Annotated in this window: 15 protein-coding genes and 1 pseudogene; all 16 read left to right on the forward strand. The window is 35.8% G+C overall.

All coding sequences use genetic code 11. The annotated features are described in order from the left end of the window. Positions 1-506: 506 nt before the first annotated feature. The 16 genes and pseudogenes from rny to MHH44_RS06185 all read left to right on the forward strand — a co-directional run bounded on the left by rny (position 507) and on the right by MHH44_RS06185 (position 18,178). Positions 507-2,060 (forward strand): ribonuclease Y, encoded by a 1,554-nt coding sequence (rny, locus tag MHH44_RS06110; protein ID WP_008403194.1) that lies wholly within the window; start codon positions 507-509, stop codon positions 2,058-2,060. Positions 2,061-2,321: 261 nt separating this feature from the next. After that, positions 2,322-3,086 carry a tyrosine-protein phosphatase gene (locus MHH44_RS06115; RefSeq protein ID WP_008403193.1) on the forward strand — a complete coding sequence of 255 codons (765 nt, stop codon included), beginning with the start codon at positions 2,322-2,324 and terminating at the stop codon, positions 3,084-3,086. 75 nt (positions 3,087-3,161) lie between these two features. Continuing rightward, positions 3,162-4,250 (forward strand): annotated as a pseudogene (locus MHH44_RS06120) (hypothetical protein). A 349-nt stretch (positions 4,251-4,599) separates the two neighbouring features. Continuing rightward, a complete protein-coding gene (locus tag MHH44_RS06125) occupies positions 4,600-5,511 on the forward strand; it encodes an ATP-grasp fold amidoligase family protein (RefSeq protein ID WP_340798045.1) in 912 nt (303 codons plus the stop codon). Between the two features lie 27 nt (positions 5,512-5,538). Next, positions 5,539-6,492 (forward strand): glycosyltransferase family 2 protein, encoded by a 954-nt coding sequence (locus tag MHH44_RS06130; protein ID WP_340798046.1) that lies wholly within the window; start codon positions 5,539-5,541, stop codon positions 6,490-6,492. Between the two features lie 61 nt (positions 6,493-6,553). Further along, positions 6,554-7,279 carry an NAD-dependent epimerase/dehydratase family protein gene (locus MHH44_RS06135; protein ID WP_340798047.1) on the forward strand — a complete coding sequence of 242 codons (726 nt, stop codon included), beginning with the start codon at positions 6,554-6,556 and terminating at the stop codon, positions 7,277-7,279. 106 nt (positions 7,280-7,385) lie between these two features. Further along, complete coding sequence (locus tag MHH44_RS06140; RefSeq protein ID WP_008403186.1) at positions 7,386-8,183, forward strand: TIGR00282 family metallophosphoesterase; 798 nt, start codon at positions 7,386-7,388, stop codon at positions 8,181-8,183. Positions 8,184-8,457: 274 nt separating this feature from the next. Next, entirely contained in the window at positions 8,458-9,366 is a 909-nt protein-coding gene (locus tag MHH44_RS06145) for an LCP family glycopolymer transferase (RefSeq protein ID WP_008403185.1), read from the forward strand. A gap of 22 nt (positions 9,367-9,388) precedes the next feature. Next, positions 9,389-9,856 carry a VanZ family protein gene (locus MHH44_RS06150; RefSeq protein ID WP_340798048.1) on the forward strand — a complete coding sequence of 156 codons (468 nt, stop codon included), beginning with the start codon at positions 9,389-9,391 and terminating at the stop codon, positions 9,854-9,856. 218 nt (positions 9,857-10,074) lie between these two features. Continuing rightward, positions 10,075-11,079: a UDP-glucose 4-epimerase GalE gene (galE, locus tag MHH44_RS06155; protein ID WP_008403183.1), complete on the forward strand. Its 1,005-nt coding sequence runs from the start codon at positions 10,075-10,077 to the stop codon at positions 11,077-11,079. Between the two features lie 67 nt (positions 11,080-11,146). Then, positions 11,147-12,979, forward strand: coding sequence for a polysaccharide biosynthesis protein (locus MHH44_RS06160; RefSeq protein WP_340798049.1), 1,833 nt, complete (start codon positions 11,147-11,149; stop codon positions 12,977-12,979). A gap of 23 nt (positions 12,980-13,002) precedes the next feature. Further along, positions 13,003-14,136 carry a DegT/DnrJ/EryC1/StrS family aminotransferase gene (locus MHH44_RS06165; RefSeq protein ID WP_340798050.1) on the forward strand — a complete coding sequence of 378 codons (1,134 nt, stop codon included), beginning with the start codon at positions 13,003-13,005 and terminating at the stop codon, positions 14,134-14,136. Beyond that, positions 14,123-14,776 carry a sugar transferase gene (locus MHH44_RS06170; protein ID WP_340798051.1) on the forward strand — a complete coding sequence of 218 codons (654 nt, stop codon included), beginning with the start codon at positions 14,123-14,125 and terminating at the stop codon, positions 14,774-14,776. The genes MHH44_RS06165 and MHH44_RS06170 overlap by 14 nt, the downstream gene beginning before the upstream one ends. Before the next feature lie 40 nt (positions 14,777-14,816). Then, positions 14,817-15,875 carry a GNAT family N-acetyltransferase gene (locus MHH44_RS06175; RefSeq protein ID WP_340798052.1) on the forward strand — a complete coding sequence of 353 codons (1,059 nt, stop codon included), beginning with the start codon at positions 14,817-14,819 and terminating at the stop codon, positions 15,873-15,875. A gap of 44 nt (positions 15,876-15,919) precedes the next feature. Next, positions 15,920-17,122: a glycosyltransferase family 4 protein gene (locus MHH44_RS06180; protein WP_340798053.1), complete on the forward strand. Its 1,203-nt coding sequence runs from the start codon at positions 15,920-15,922 to the stop codon at positions 17,120-17,122. An 18-nt stretch (positions 17,123-17,140) separates the two neighbouring features. Continuing rightward, on the forward strand, positions 17,141-18,178 hold the full coding sequence (locus tag MHH44_RS06185; RefSeq protein WP_340734829.1) for a polysaccharide biosynthesis protein: 1,038 nt from the start codon (positions 17,141-17,143) through the stop codon (positions 18,176-18,178). The last annotated feature ends 15 nt before the right edge of the window (positions 18,179-18,193 follow it).

Here is an 18,193-nt window from a genome sequence, read left to right on the forward strand (position 1 = left end):
ATTTTTCTAGGTAAAACCGGTGGGAAAAACAAAGCAGGGATTTATACTAGAACAAATGTTTGTTATATTAGAAAATCTCCATCGGATATTAGAAGATACGAAGAGGATATTAGAAAATCGGGACGACTTATTTGAAGAAGTACAGAATATATTAGAAAATCGCAAGTTTATTAGAACAAATAAAAATATATTAGAACATTTAGAACTATATTAGAACTTCCCGTTGCCTGGTAGCCCGTAAATCGCGATAACCGGATTCATTATAGAAAAGATTGGTAACCCGCCACCCCAATCCACACTAATTTCTGGAAGTCCCCTAATAGACCAAAAAAATATAAAAAGCCCCTTAAACCATGGCTATTCTTGACATACCTAATTTTGAACTATACAATTAAAATGTATAATTTCTAAATTTTGAAATGAATAGGCGGTATGTTTGAATAATTCAGATATATTATGCCGACTAAAAGAACATCAGACATATATAGGCATAGGAGGGAAACGATATGGAAATGATACTCCCTGCTTTGCTAGGATTCGCTGTCGGTGTCGCTGTTATCTATTTCTACATGAAAAACGTGAATGATTCAAAAGTGACTGGTGCAAAGCATGTTGCCGAGCAAATCGTGGAAGACGCGAAACGTGAAGCGGATGCACTGAAAAAAGAAGCACTGCTTGAAGCAAAGGATGAAACTCACAAATTTCGTACTGAAGCGGAAAATGACATTCGTGACCGTCGTGGAGAACTTCAGAAACAAGAGAACCGTTTATTGCAAAGAGAAGAAAACCTTGACCGCAAAGATGAAACTCTGAACAAAAGAGAGATAAGCTTAGAGCGTAAGGAAGAAGCTCTGGCAAGCAGACAACAGCATATTGAACAGATGGAAAGCAAAGTAGAACAACTTGTTGCAAGTCAAAAAACTGAGCTTGAGCGCATTGCAGCTCTGACGCGCGAAGAAGCGAAAGAGGTTATCTTGAAGGAAGTTGAAAACGAACTTTCTACAGATATCGCTGTAATGACGAAAGAATCAGAATTGCGTGCAAAAGAAGAATCAGACAAAAAGGCTCGAGAAATTTTATCACTTGCATTACAACGCTTTGCAGCTGACCATGTTGCAGAAACAACAGTGTCCGTTGTAAATCTTCCAAATGATGAGATGAAAGGCCGCATCATTGGTCGTGAAGGCCGTAACATCCGTACATTAGAAACGCTTACAGGTATTGATTTGATTATTGATGATACACCTGAAGCAGTTATTTTATCCGGCTTTGATCCGATCCGACGTGAAACAGCTCGTCTTGCATTGGAAAAACTAGTTCAAGATGGTCGTATTCACCCGGCACGTATCGAAGAAATGGTTGAAAAGTCTCGCCGTGAAGTGGACGAACAGATCCGCGAAACAGGGGAGCAAACAACATTTGAAGTAGGTATTCATAACCTGCATCCGGATTTAATGAAGATCCTAGGTCGTATGAAATACCGTACAAGCTATGGTCAAAATGTATTAAAACACTCAATTGAAGTAGCCCACTTAGCAGGATTACTTGCTGCTGAACTAGGCGAAGATGTGACATTAGCGCGTCGTGCAGGTTTACTGCATGATATCGGTAAAGCAATTGACCACGAAGTAGAAGGAAGCCATGTAGAAATCGGTGTGGAACTGGCAACGAAATATAAAGAACACCCAGTTGTGATTAACTCGATTGCATCCCACCATGGTGACACAGAAGCAACTTCAGTTATCGCTGTACTTGTAGCAGCAGCCGATGCATTATCAGCAGCCCGCCCAGGTGCCCGCAGTGAAACATTAGAAAACTATATTCGCCGCCTAGAAAAGCTGGAAGAAATTTCAGAAAGCTATGACGGCGTTGAAAAATCATTCGCGATCCAAGCTGGTCGTGAAGTACGTATCATCGTACAGCCTGAAAAAATTGATGATCTTGCATCACATCGTTTAGCGCGAGATATCCGCAAACGCATTGAAGAAGAACTCGATTATCCGGGTCACATCAAAGTGACAGTTATTCGTGAAACACGCTCAGTGGAGTATGCGAAATAATTAAAGTATTTTTATCTTTTTTAAAAATCCCCGTTTCATAGAAACTAATCTATGAAACGGGGATTTTTATTATATAAAATTTTATATTTCTCATTCAGCCTTTAAGGAAATTTGAAACTAAAAATAATTATTAGGACATTATAAAAGAGTTTTAGAGTTTTAATAGCATTATTTTGTTCATATATTATAATATTGAGATTTGCGTATTTATAAGGCTTCGTAGGAAATCTTTTCGAAATTAATGGAGAGAGGGAAAAGACAATGATTGATATCCATAGCCATATATTATTTGGAGTTGATGATGGGCCAAAAGAATTGCAGCATACACTTGAAATGTTGCAAAAAGCTGTGGATGAAGGAATCACAGCAATAATTGCAACTTCACATAGTTTCCATCCTCTGTACCATGTATCTCCCGAAACGGTGTATGAACAGATTGCTATTATACAGCAACAGGTAAATAAATATAATATTCCTTTAAAAATATATGCTGGACAAGAAGTACGCTTAGTCGGAGAGCTTTCTACACTATTAGAGGAAAGGAAAGTATTAACCCTTGCAAATTCCAAATATATACTCATTGAATTACCGTCCCATACTATCCCATTCTATACAAAGGAAATTATCATTAAGCTTAAATTAAAAGGAATTATCCCAATTATAGCGCATCCAGAGCGTAATAAAGTAATTGCAGAACGCCCAAGCAAGCTAGAGGAGTTAGTAAGGGAAGGGGCAATGACACAAATTACTTCTGGAAGTCTTGCGGGGCAATTTGGAAAAAAGGTTCAAAAACTTTCGTTGGATTTAGTGAAAGCCAACTTAGTCCATACTTATGGTTCTGATGTCCATAACCTTACTACAAGACCATTCCTCTTTAATGAAGGATTATCTTTTTTAGAGAAAAAGAAACAACTAGATGCAGTTGAGCTGTTTTTAGAAAACAATGCTCGGATAATTGAAAATAAAGATTTTATATTATATGAACCAGAGGAAGTACAATTTAAAAAATCCTGGTTAATATTTTAAATTGAAAAACTTTACAGCTTTTGGTAAAAATAATGAAATGTAAATTATTCAAGAGAAGGTGAAAATTCGTTTGAAATTCGAAAGCATTCTGAGAAATGGAGAATAGCAAAGTTACCACAATATTTACAGAAAGAGCTTGAAGAAATTATTAAAGACGAACGATTAGTAGAAGATCATTTCTAACAGAATGTATAGTTCGGTACGGGTGGCATGCACAGTGTACTAGGTGTTGGCACGAATCGCATGAACATCTATACAGTACGGCGTGCAGCTGCAGATCTTGCACAATATGTATGTGAAGGCGGCGAAGAAGCGAAGACAAGAGGTGTTGTCATTGCGTATGATACACGTCATTTTTCGAAAGAGTTCGCTGTTGAAACGGCTAAAGTTTTAGGGGCTTACGGTAGAGACCGCCTAGGCGTTGCAGTTAGAAACGGTCAATCCTATGAACTTTTAACAGGTAATCAGTTAAGGGCTTTACTGTTAAACTATATTTTACAGACGAAACAAAGCAACGGAACACTCCCTGAAAATGGAGTTATGATTAAAACAATTGTTACATCTGAATTAGGTGCCAAGATTGCTGCTTATTACGGTGTGGAAACAGTTAATACGGTAACAGGATTCAAATATATTGCTGAAAAAATTGCCGAATATGAACAGTCAGGTGCGTATAAGTATTTATTTGGTTATGAGGAGAGCTACGGCTATTTAATCGAAACGTTCGTACGCGATAAAGATGCGGTGCAAGTGGCGTTAAAAGTAGCGGAAATGGCAAGCTTCTATGAGTTGCATGGCAAAACCTTGCTTGATGCCTTAGAAGATGTGTACAAGCAGTTTGGCTATTACAAAGAAGCACTCATTTCCAAAGTTTTCGAAGGTAAATCAGGTCAAGAGGAAATGGCCGCAATGTTAGATACCGTTCGCCAAAATCCCCCAACTGAAATTGCAGGCAAAAAAGTTGTTCTATTCGAAGATTATTTAACAGCGACGGCAACTGCTATTACAGGTGACAAGCTACCGATCGATTTATCGAAAGAAAATGTGCTGAAGTTTATACTGGAAGACGAGTCTTGGGTTGCCATCCGTCCATCTGGTACGGAACCGAAATGTAAATACTATTTTGGTGTAACTGGTGAAAGTGCTGGTCAAGCTTCAGAGTGATTGGAACAATTAAAATAAAGTTTTATATAGATATATAAAGGTATTTAGAATGACAATATCTAAATACCTTTTTGCATTTAATAGAAGAAAAACTTGAATAGTAGGTATATATTAGATGTTTCGAGACTATACTATTAGAAAGATATTTATAGAATTAATTTTAATTCACCAAAATAGTTGAGAATCAACAACTGTCAATTTGCCTATCTTATACTACTTTATCAAACATATTTCACCTTTAAAACACTACCATGGCCACTCTATTATTCACAGCTAAAACTTCACTAATTTACTTAATCACAACCAGTTAATAATGTGAAAAAATAATAGAAGGAGCTGTGATTCGTTTATGCAAATCCCTGTACATGCAAAGCGCTATGCATTCACACAAGTCGTAAAGCTATCCCCAATTGCCGCAAGTAAATTATTATATTGGAACAAATTCAAAACCCGTTTAAACCTGGAAAACCCAAAAACCTTCAATGAAAAATTAATGTGGCTCAAACTGTTTGAAGATGTTGAATTTAAAAGAAGATTTACTGATAAGGTGAAGGCACGCGAGTATATGATCACTGTCGGCTACAATTATTTGCTGCCGCCGCTGATCGGTATTTTTGATGAAATAGAAGATATTATTTTCGAACAGTTGCCGAGAAAATTTGTTTTGAAATGTTCGCACGGTGAGGGCATGACAATTGTTTGTGAAAATAAACGTGAAATGGATTACCGGGAAACTAGGCTGCAATTAGCGGAAATGATGGCAACGGATTATTCGCTGAAATATGCGGAGCCTCACTATTCATCAATCATTCCTAGAATTATTATCGAACGTTTAATCGAATCATCGACTGGCGATGATGTACAAGAGTACAACATTCATTGTTTCCATGGAGTACCGAAGATTATCGAATCTACTTTCGACCGCTTTACACCGAAAGAGCAAACATTAATGTTAACACCGGACTGGTTCAATACGAATTATTTAAAGAAAAAGCATCCGTTTGACGAAGCAAAAGCAAGACCTGCACAGTTGGACGAACTGCTCGCTATTGCGAAAAAGTTAAGCAAGCCGTTTACGTATGTACGGATCGATTTAAAGATAGTAGATGAGAAAGTGTACTTTAACAACTTTACATTCACACCGGACGCTTGTTTAAATAACCAAATGCAAGAAGATGACAGTCTGAAGCTTGGGCAATGGCTTGATTTGGATATTGGGAAGTCGAGGCATCCAGTTACTGTAGCCCGTTCAAAATATTAATTACCTTAACTATTTAGGAGGATTTCCATGCTACCAATTGTGTCTATTATTGTGGCAACACATAATGTTGAATATTCGATAAGAGAATGTCTGAAAAGCCTGCAGCAGCAAACATTGCAAGCAATCGAAATACTGATTATGAACAATGGTTCTTCTAAAGGAACGGCTCTTATTTGTGAAGAATTTGTCAGTGAAGATGAGCGTTTCAGTTTATTTAACGCGCAAAACCTTACGTTAAGTGAAGCGCGCAATTATGGAATGCAGGAAGCTGCCGGAAAATATATTGCGTTCGTTGATGGGCATGATTTTGTGGAAAGTACGATGTATGAAAAGCTTGTGCAGCGAGCTGAGCAGAAGCATGCGGATCTCGTTCTATGCGGCTATACGAAATACTGGCCGGAAACGGAGCGCAAAAAACAGGTGAAAGTGAATGAAGCGTTATTAACAAAACCGAACCCTGTTAACTATTACCTTACAAAGCACAATGAAGCGTATATTGTGCCTTGGAACAAACTGTTTTTACGTTCCATCATTATGGGGGAACAATTATATTTTGATAATCATCCATTTTTTGAAGATGTCGGATTTATCGCGCAGTACTTATCTTTTGCGAAAAAGATTGCTATTGTGAACGAAGCGCAGTACAACTTTGTGCAGTATGAAGATATGCTGATGAAAAATTATAGTCCGTCTATTGCCCATTCACATGCGCAAACGTATGCGCAATTGAAGCAGTTTTTTGATAAAAGGCAATACCGCAATGTGATGGAAGGTTTAAATTTACGTCTATATATTCACCGTTATCATCATGTATTATTAACGACCTCCAACTCACGACAGGTGAAATCGCTGGAACGTCAAATAATTCGGGAAAGCAAGAATTTCTCCCAGCTTCCATGGAATCTTCGCTTTATGAAACCGTTAGTGAAAATGAGGGTGTATCCGACATTTTTCCGGTTGGTTCATAGGGTAAAGGCTTAGAGAAAGTGGGAAAACTCGTTACATTACAAGTAAAATTCGAAGCCGATAAGGGGGAATATTTGTGATATTAGTCGTTGGTGGAGCAGGCTATGTTGGAAGCCATGTCGTAAATTTATTACTGGAAAAAGGGCCGGTCGTTGTGTATGATAATTTATCCACAGGACACCGCGGATCAGTTGATGAGCGGTCTATTTTTATTGAAGGCGATTTATCAGATCAGAACCGTCTAACACAAATATTCACATTGTTTCCCGTTCAATCTGTCATCCATTTCGCAGCATCGGACTCAGTCAAGGAAGCAATGGGGAATCCTGAATATTACTATGAAAATAATGTCGGCGGCACATTGGCGTTATTGAAAGTTATGAGGGCATGCCGAGTGAAAAATATTGTGTTATCTTCAGCTGTTACAGAGGAAAATAAGCTACTAGAGCAAAAGTGCATGATTGAACAGATGCTGGAAGTTTATACAAAAGCTTATGATATGAATGGCATTGTTCTTCGTTATTGTAAGAGTACGAATGTACAAGCTTCGGGTAGTGAAAGTCCTGAAGATGCGGTTTCTGAAGGGACAGGCAACCGTGGTTTCAATAATGTGACTGATGTAGCGAGTGCCCATGTTTTGGTGCTTGAAGCGTTGGAGCGGGGTGAATTGGCTTATAAAATGTATGATTTATCGGCAGTTGGCTCGGAAAATTTGCAGCAGGAATTGGACTGGCAGGCGGAACGGAATGTACATGAAATGATTGAAGATGCATGGAATTGGCATGAAAACTCAAAATGTTAGCGTATTACTCTGTTACAATTCAATTTGTAGCAGTTTTTTTGCGTCTAGTATAAAAACAGTGGTAAAATAATTAGATGTTGAAGAACAGAAAGAGTGGTTTTTAAAAATGAAAGTATTATTTATTGGCGATATCGTCGGTTCAATCGGTCGCGATGCTGTGGAGCAGTATTTGCCTCGATTGAAGAAAAAATATAATCTCGATGTAGTGATTGCAAACGGTGAAAACGCTGCAGCAGGGCGCGGCATTACACGAGCGATCTATAATGATTTACTTCAAATGGGTGTTGATGTCATCACAATGGGTAACCATACATGGGACAACAAAGACATTTTTGATTTTATCGATGATGCAGATTACTTAGTGCGTCCGGCAAACTTTTCTAAAGATGCACCAGGACGCGGTATGACACAAGTGTCGAAAAACGGTGTGACGATTTCGGTCATCAATCTGCACGGGCGCGTATTCTTGCCGCCGCATGAAGATCCGTTTGCGATGGCAGTCGAAATGGTCGAAGAAGCGAAGAAAACGTCACCAATCGTATTTGTCGATTTCCACGCTGAAGCAACAAGTGAAAAAATCGCTTTAAGCTGGCATCTGGACGGCAAAGCATCTGTCGTTGTCGGAACGCATACACATGTCCAAACAGCGGACAACCGCATTTATCCAGGGGGTACAGCATACATTACAGATGTTGGTATGACAGGTCCATATGATGAAGTGTTAGGTATGGGAAAAGATAACGTCATCTATAAATTCCTGACAAATATGCCGGCACGTTACGAAGTACCGAAAAAAGGCCGTGCTGTATTAAGTGCATTCTTCGTAGAAATTGATGACAAAACAGGTAAAGCGATTCGCCAGGAACGTGTATTGATTAATGAGGATAATCCGTTTCAAGTGTAAATAAAAAGTAAACTAAGAACACCTATTACTGATGGGGGCAGCGGCCTTTTTTCAGTGATAGGTGTTTTTTGTTGTAGCTTCTATGCATTAATTTTATGTTAAAAGAATAATTAATATTAAAGATGGAAATTATAATTGTGGAAAATATTAAGTTTGAAAGGGATTTAATAACTATGAATCTAGAAAGTAATAGTTATGTTGCTTACTTACAGATTTATATCCAACAGAAAAATGTTTTCAAAAGAAGTTAATATAATCTGAGGGAGAAATTAGTATGAAGAATGTATGGAAGTGGTTAATTAGTATTGTATTAGTTTTATGTGGTGGGAGTCTTATTTTACTTGTGAAAGTATATGGGGATATCAAAAGTACGGCAGACGAAATTTATACACCGATTGGTGAGCGGGTACCTGATATTCGTACGGAGCCAGTTGATATTACAGTAAAAAAAGAGCCAATTTCCGCTCTTATATTAGGTGTAGATGAACGGGACAGTGATGGGGGTCGCTCTGATACGATGATTGTTTTGACGGTTAATCCAAGTTTGGAAACAACAAAAATGATTAGTATACCGCGTGATACCTATACAGAGATAATCGGAAAAGGTTTCAAAGATAAGATAAATCATGCCTATTCTTTTGGTGGTATGGAAATGTCGGTTAAAACAGTGGAAAACTTATTAAATATTCCTATTGACTATGTAGTGAAAGTTAATATGGAAAGTTTTGTCGATATTATTGATATTATTGGTGGAATTACAGTCTTAAATACGTTTGCTTTTAATTATGATGGAGAAAATTTCCCCACAGGGAAATTGGAAATGGATGGAGATAAATCATTAAAATATGTTCGAATGCGTTATGATGATCCATCCGGTGATTTTGGAAGGCAAAATCGTCAAAAGCAAGTAATTCAAGGTGTTATACAAGAGAGCTTGTCGCTAAATACTATATGGAACTATAAATCAATTTTCAAAGCAATTGAAAAAAATATTGAGCTGAATGTTGTATTTGAAGATTTTCTTCGCATACGTAAAAATTACGGGGACAGCTTGAAACAAATCGAACAGCTTTATATAAGTAACGGGTCATCCATGATGAAAAATCAAATTTATTATTATTTGCCGAATGAAAGTGAACTTCAGGATATTCAGCAAAATTTACAAGAACATATGGAGATTTAACAGACAAGGTGGAAATAAATAAATGCTAAAATCACTTACTTGGATCACAGTTTTTTTATGGATGATCCTTATTTTTTACTTTTCTCAGCAGCCAGTCCATATTTCGAATGGCTTAAGTACGACTATTACAGAACAACTTATTGAAACAGTACAAACGATTGTCCCGTTAGAAGAAGTACACGTCGATACTGTTAATCATATTGTAAGGAAAAATGCACACTTCATTATTTATTTCTTTCTTGGAATTTTTATCTTGGGGGCACTTAGAAAAAACGGAATAAATAGAATTCGTAGTATATGGTTAGCTCTCTTTGTTTGTATCATTTATGCAGCTTCCGATGAATTTCATCAGTTGTTTGTCCCAGGAAGGGGAGCACAGGTGAAGGATGTACTGATCGATTGTGCAGGTGCAGTTTTCGGGATAGGGACTGCAACTATAATAAGTTCAATTAGAAAAAGGAAAAAAGTCCCTTCAAAACCACTGGTTTAAAAATAGGAATAAATACACAGTAAATGTAAATGTAATTGAAGCAGAGAGTAGAAACTTGTCGAATACGAGGTTCTATTCTCTTTTTTTAGGAATAAATGAATAGTTTCTATTTCTCATGAATATGCTAAATAGACTAAATGACTGGATAAGAGAAAAATGTATTTAATGTTTAATTTAATCTTAGTTCGCCCAGTCAAACTAATTAAGGGAGGAATGTCATGGAAATATTAGTTAGTGGTGGGGCGGGATATATTGGTTCGCATACTTGTATAGCACTAATTGAGGCTGGTTACTCAGTAGTTGTCGTGGATAATCTCACCAATAGTAAAAGAGATTCCATCGAAACTATCAAAACAATTACAAGTCATGATATCCCTTTTTACGAGATTGACGTAACAAATAAACAGGCAGTTGAGCATATTTTCAAAAATCACAAAATCCAAGGGGTGATCCATTGTGCTGGATTAAAAGCGGTAGGTGAATCTGTTGAGAAACCACTAACCTATTACGAGAATAATATAGTTAGCACACTTGTCTTAGCAAATTGTTGTTTAAAATTTGGCGTTAATCAGTTTGTATTTAGTTCATCGGCTACGGTGTACGGAGAAAATGAAGTGCCTTTTGTTGAGACAATGGATGTATTGCCTACTACGAACCCTTATGGAGAAACAAAGGCAATTTGTGAAAGAATCCTAAATGATATTGTTAGAGCAAATTCATTGTTTTCGGTTTCTATATTGCGTTATTTCAATCCGGTAGGTGCTCATGAAAGTGGATTGATCGGTGAAGCTCCGAATGGAACACCAAATAATTTAATGCCATATATCACACAAGTGGCAAAAAGAAGACATCAATTTTTAAGTATATTCGGGAATGATTATCCGACATTGGATGGTACAGGTGTCCGTGACTATATTCATGTGATGGATTTGGCTGAAGGGCACGTTGCTGCATTAAGCCGTATAAGAAAAGGCATTCAAATTTATAATTTAGGTACAGGTCAAGGAACAAGTGTTTTGGAGCTCGTAAAAGCATTTGAAGTAGCGAATGGAGTTTGCATACCTTTTAAAATTGTAGATCGAAGACCGGGGGATATTGCTGCTTGTTATGCGGATGTACAAAAAGCAAATAGGGAACTCGAATGGATCGCAAGAAGAGATGTGAAAAAGATGTGTGAAGATGCCTGGAAATTTGAACAAAATTATAATCACCAAGTAGTTTAAAAATTTGTCTAGCACCATATTTCATTCACAACTTTATATGGTTAGTCGGGGGAGGACTGGATTAGTAGTGAATTATACTGCTAGATACACAATTTTTTCTATTCTAGATTCATTAATTGTAGTATCAGCCATTTTTATTAGTTATTTTTTATTGCATCCAACATTGAATATTTATTCGGATACAGTAATCGTTTTTAGTTCTATAACTTTGCTAATTAGCCATCATATAATGGCCTACTTTTTTCAACTTTATAATCGTATGTGGAGTTTAGCATCCGTAAGGGAATTATTAACAATTGGCTATGCAGTTACGACATCTGTTTGTACAGCAAGTGCCATGCAACTATTAATAAAGCAGGATATCTATTTTCGAGTAATGGTTGTTACATGGCTATTACTTATTCTTTTAATTGGCGGTTCGCGATTTTTACTAAGAATTGCCCATGACTGGACTTCATTTAAACCAAATGATGATGTAAAGCGAATATTAATTATCGGTGCAGGCGAAGCAGGTACAATGCTTCTGCGTAGCCTTAAAAGAAATCCATCACAATATCTAGTTGTTGCATTTGTAGACGATGATCGAAATAAGCAACATTTAAAAATTGTAGATGTAAATGTATGCGGCACTACAAAGGATATTCCACAAATTGTAGAAGATAAAGGAATTGAAGAAATCATTTTAGCTATTCCCTCTTTAAGTAAAAAAGAGATGCAAAAAATTTATACACGCTGCGGAGAAACGAAAGCAACAATAAAAATCATGCCAAAAATTGAAGATGTGATGACGGGCAAAGTTTCAGTGAAAAATATGCAGGAAATCAAAATAGAAGACCTACTTGGACGTGAAGAAGTAAAACTAGATATGTTAGCTCTCTCAAAAACTTTAACGAATAAAACAATCCTCATAACAGGTGCTGGCGGATCGATTGGTTCCGAAATCTGCCGACAAACAGCACAATTCTACCCTAAACAAATTATTTTACTCGGTCATGGAGAAAACTCCATCTATAAAATCCATATGGAATTATCAGAGAAAAATGAATACACAAATATTGAATTTGTTCCTATTATTGCTGATGTGCAGGATAGAGAACGAATTTTTGAAGTAGTTCAACACTTTCAACCTGATGTTATTTATCACGCTGCTGCGCATAAACATGTTCCAATGATGGAAAGTAATCCTCGTGAAGCAGTGAAAAATAATATCTTCGGGACAAAAAATATAGCAGATGCGGCACATGCATCTGGTGTTTCCAACTTTGTCATGATTTCAACTGATAAAGCGGTTAATCCGCCTAATGTTATGGGGGCAACTAAGAGAATTGCAGAAATTATTATCCAAAATCTAGCCACCTATAGTGATACAAACTTTGCAGCCGTGCGTTTTGGGAATGTTCTTGGCTCGCGTGGAAGTGTTATTCCCCGGTTTAAATCACAAATTGCTGCAGGCGGACCTGTCACGGTCACGCATCCTGAAATGACTCGTTATTTTATGACAATTCCGGAAGCATCAAAACTCGTACTGCAAGCCGGTGCACTTGCTCAAGGAGGAGAAATATTTGTCCTTGACATGGGAGAGCCAATAAAAGTTGTCGATCTCGCAAAAAATTTGATTCGCTTATCTGGATTTTTAGAAGATGAAATTGATATTGAATTCACTGGAATTAGACCCGGCGAAAAAATGTACGAAGAGTTATTAAATGATGAGGAAATCCAGGAGGAGAATATCTATCCGAAAATTCATGTGGGTAAAGCGATTTGCATAGAAGAGCAGTTATTAATGGCTATTCTAATTGAATTAGAAGAATGCAATTTATTAGAACTAAAACATAAGCTGCTAGATGTCGCTAATGGGAAATGGGTTATTAGCAAGTTTTCACCTAAAACAATTGCTTGAATATTGAATGGGAGTTAGATGCAATGACTAGAAAAATATTTCTTTCATCGCCACATATGAGTGTTGAAGGATATGAAATGCAGTATGTAAAAGAAGCTTTTGATACGAATTGGATATCGCCGCTCGGAGAAAATATAAATTGCTTTGAAAAAGAGCTGGCAAAAAAAGTAGGGAGTAAATCTGCCGTTGCACTTTCTTCTGGAACAGCAGCTATTCATATGGCATTAAAAGCAGCTAAAGTCGAAGCTGGAGATATCGTTTTTTGTTCCACTCTTACGTTTGCAGCTACAGCGAATCCTATTATTTATCAAAATGCCGTGCCTGTTTTTATTGATAGTGACTATGAATCATGGAATATGTGTCCAAAAGCATTAGAGAAAGCTTTTGTTAAATACCCCCATGTAAAAGCTGTTATTGTCGTTCACCTTTATGGATTATCGGCAAAAATGGATGAAATTGTTCAATTATGTAGCACATATAATGTAGCACTGATTGAAGATGCTGCAGAGTCCCTGGGAACTTATTATAAGGGTCAGCATTGCGGAACTATTGGGGATTATGGCGTTTATTCTTTTAATGGTAACAAAATCATTACGACTTCGGGTGGTGGAATGCTTGTTTCGAATAATGAAAATGATATCGAAAAGGTACGATTTTGGGCTACTCAGTCACGTGATCCCGTAAGACACTATCAACATAGTGAATTAGGCTTCAACTATCGAATGAGTAATGTTGTCGCTGGTATAGGAAGAGGGCAATTAAAAATTTTGCATGAACGGGTGGAAAAGAAGCGAGAGATTTTCAGCTATTATAAGCGAGAGCTAGAAGGACTTAATGGCATTGAGTTCATGCCAAGTAATGAATGGAATGAACCCAACTATTGGTTAAGTAGCATTATTTTGTGCGGAACGGTTCGACCACATCATATTATTGAAGCTCTTGAAAAAGAAAATATTGAATCAAGACCAATCTGGAAGCCAATGCATATGCAACCATTCTTTGAGAAATATGATTTTATTGGTACAGATGTGTCGGAAACCCTATTTGAAAATGGATTATGTTTACCTTCGGATACGAAGATGTCGATTGAAGATTTACAAAGGGTTGTAAATATTATTAAAAAGGATGTTTTGATGGAATCCCATGCGAGATTATAACTATTCTATTTATAAAAAATATATTAAAAGACCAATGGATTTTACGCTTGCGTTAGTAGCACTTATTTTATTAAGCCCAGTTTTTCTAATTGTTTCATTATTAGTACGTATTAACCTGGGAACTCCTGTGATATTTAAACAGAAGAGGCCTGGAAAAGACGAACAGATTTTTACTATCTATAAGTTTAGAACGATGACTGATGAAAGGAATAAAAACGGGAAACTGTTACCGAATAGTATTAGGCTAACGAAATTTGGACGTTTCCTGCGATCTACGTCTCTTGATGAGCTTCCAGAATTAATAAATATACTAAAAGGCGATATGTCATTCATTGGACCTCGGCCTTTAGCTATAGAGTATTTACCTTATTATACGGAACAGGAAAGAATGCGACATTCAGTAAGACCTGGATTATCAGGTTTGGCCCAGATTAATGGTAGAAATACGGTTTATTGGGAGGAACGTTTTCTTTACGATTTAGAATATGTGGAAAATATTACTTTTTTGAGGGATATTAAAATAATTTTAAAAACGATGATAAAGGTTATAAAGAGAGTGGATATTGGAGAAAGCGGCGTGGATACACCAATAGACTTTGATCAGTATAGAAGAGAGAAATTCGAAGTCAGAGATATTTAAATGTTTAAACGGTATAAATTACTTGGTTGGGGGTAGAACGGTGTTATCAATTGTCACATTCAATGATACTGAAAAATGGAATGAGATAGTGAAAAACTTTAAAGCATACGATGTTTATTATCTTTCCAATTATTTAAAGGCTTTTAAAGTGCATGGGGACGGTGAACCGATACTATTTTATTATGAGGATGAAAATATCCGTGCAATTAATGCAGTTATGAAAAGAGATGTAGCTGACGATAAAAGATTTCATGAGAAAATATCTCCAAATACCTTTTATGATTTATCTACACCTTATGGTTATGGCGGTTTTTTAATAGAAGGGAATAGTACGAAAGGTAGTATGAAAGCGTTAAACGAAGAATACATCGCTTTATGTAAGAAAGAGGGCATTATAAGTGAAATTGTTCGATTCCATCCGATCTTGAAGAACAGTAAAAATGTAAGTCGAATGTATGAGATAGATAATCTTGGAAAAACTATTACACTTTCTTTATCTTCCTTAGATGAAATTTGGGATAACTTCAATACGAATAAGAAGAGATGGATAAAGAAGGCTAAAAAATCTGGAGTAGAAATTTACTGGGGAAGAAGTCCTGAATTATTAAGTGATTTTAGGCGTATGTATAATCGAACAATGGAAAAGAATAACGCAAAAAATTACTATTTTTTCAATGAGGAATTTTATAAAAGTGTTCTAAATGATCTGCCATATAATTCATTGATTTTTTATGCGCTATTTGAAAACAGGATAATAGGAATGGTGCTAATTACATTTGCAAACGGACAAATTCACCATCATTTATCTGCTTCTGATTTAGATTTTCTACATCTCGGACCTACCAATATTTTAATGTATGAGATTGCATGTTGGGGAAATGAAAATGGCTTTAAAACTTTTCACTTAGGCGGGGGAGTGGGGAGTAAGGAAGATAGTCTTTATAAATTCAAACAAGGATTTAATAAGAATTCTGATTGTATTTTCTCAATCGGTAAGAAGATATTTGATCTTGAAAAATATAATAATTTAATGAAGATAAGAAAGAAAGAAGACTATTTTATTGAAACGGAAGTGTTTTTCCCGAGCTATAGGAGTTAGATAATTAAGCAAGTAATTCAATTATCATAAGTGGGGCTATATGAATGAAAATCTTATTTCTATCCATTAGTAGTTTAAATAATATAGAAGCAAAAGGTATTTATACTGACCTAATTAGGCAGTTTAGAGATAATGACCATCAAGTGTACGTTATCAGTCCGACAGAAAAACGTTTGAAAAAACCTACCCAATATAAAGTTGTAAGTGGTGTTCACTTACTTAAAGTAAAGATAGGAAATATAACACAAAATAACCTTATCGAAAAGGGTATTTCCACTTTACGGATTGAAGGACAATTCTTAAAAGCCATTAAGTTATATTTCAAAAATATTAAATTTGATTTAATCCTTTACTCAACCCCACCTATAACTTTTGAAAAAGTCATAAGTTATATAAAAAAAAGAGATCAAGCAAAATCTTATTTATTACTAAAAGATATTTTTCCGCAAAATGCTGTAGATTTAAATATGTTTAGTAATAAAAGTTTAATTTATAAGTATTTTAGGATGAAAGAAAAACGGTTGTATAAAATTTCAGATTTAATCGGATGCATGTCTCAGGCTAATCTCGAATTTTTATACAAACAAAATAAAGAAATTTCAGGAAAACATCTCGAAATTTGCCCAAATAGTATTAATCCTATATCAATTGAAATTGACGAAACTCAAATACAAAGTATACGAAAAAGGTATAACATTCCTTTTGATAAAACCGTTTTCATTTATGGAGGAAATCTTGGGAAACCTCAGGGAATAGACTTCCTCATAGAATGTTTACATGCAAACAAAATGAATCAACATGTTTATTTTGTAATAGCCGGATCTGGTACCGAATTTAATAAGATTAAAGCCTATTTTGATAAAGAACCCCCTTCTAATGCACAGCTAATTAAAGAACTGCCGCAAGAGGATTATGACCAATTGGTACTGTCCTGTGATGTTGGACTAATTTTTCTAGATCATCGTTTTACAATCCCTAATTTCCCATCTAGATTACTTTCTTATATGCATGCATCTATGCCTGTTTTAGCAGCTACGGATACTAGTACTGATATAGGGCAAGTAATCGAACAAGGGAAATTTGGTTTGTGGAGTGAGAGTAATAATATTGAACAATTTAACAAACAGATAAATCAGTTTGTTGATTCGAACTTAAGAGAAAAAATGGGTAAAAATTCCAGGCTGTATTTAGAACAAAATTACACTTCAAAACATACCTACGAAATTATTATGAACCATTTTAAATAAATAGAAAGAGGTTAATGGATGTTTAAAAATAAAATTTTGTTAATCACAGGTGGCACGGGCTCTTTCGGAAATGCTGTTATGAAAAGGTTGCTAAATACGGATATAAAAGAAATCCGCATATTTTCCCGTGATGAAAAGAAACAAAATGATATGAGGCTAAAATATAATAATGAAAAATTAAAATATTATCTTGGGGATGTTCGAAATACTGATAGCTTAAAAAATGCGATGCATAATGTCGATTATATTTTCCATGCGGCCGCATTAAAGCAAGTTCCATCTTGTGAATTTTTTCCACTGGAAGCTGTAAAAACGAATATTTTAGGTACGGAAAATGTATTAACTACAGCTATTGAATATGGTGTAAAAAAAGTCATTTGTCTATCGACGGACAAAGCAGCCTACCCTATCAATGCAATGGGAATTTCAAAAGCAATGATGGAGAAAGTTTTTATCGCAAAATCAAAAACAGTTCCTGAAAATGGCACAGTAATTTGTGGGACGAGATATGGAAATGTAATGGCTTCCCGAGGGTCGGTCATTCCATTATTTATAGAGCAAATTAAGCGTGGTCAACCTCTAACAATAACAGATTCAAATATGACGAGATTTCTAATGAGTTTAGAAGAAGCAGTGGAATTGGTGTTGTTTGCTTTTGAACATGGTCAAACAGGGGACATTATGGTTCAGAAATCACCTGCGAGCACGATTGGAAATCTTGCTCAAGCATTAAAAGAATTATTTGAAGTCAATAACGAAATAAAAATTATTGGAACTCGACACGGAGAAAAGCGTTATGAAACGCTGCTTACAAAAGAAGAATATGTAGTGGCACAGGACTTAGGGGGATTTTATAAAGTGCCTGCCGATCAAAGAGAACTTAACTATAATAAATATTTTGTAGAGGGACTTCCGGAGCTATCTAATGTTATGGAATATAATTCTGATAATACAAAACAATTATATGTAGAAGAAATAAAAGAAACTTTACTGCAATTAGAGTATATTCAAGCGGAATTGAAAAAGTGGAATAAAGATATTCATATCTTAAATTAAAGGTGGATTGGATAA

This window comes from Solibacillus sp. FSL K6-1126 (genome assembly GCF_038003445.1).
Taxonomy (GTDB): Bacteria; Bacillota; Bacilli; order Bacillales_A; family Planococcaceae; genus Solibacillus; species Solibacillus silvestris.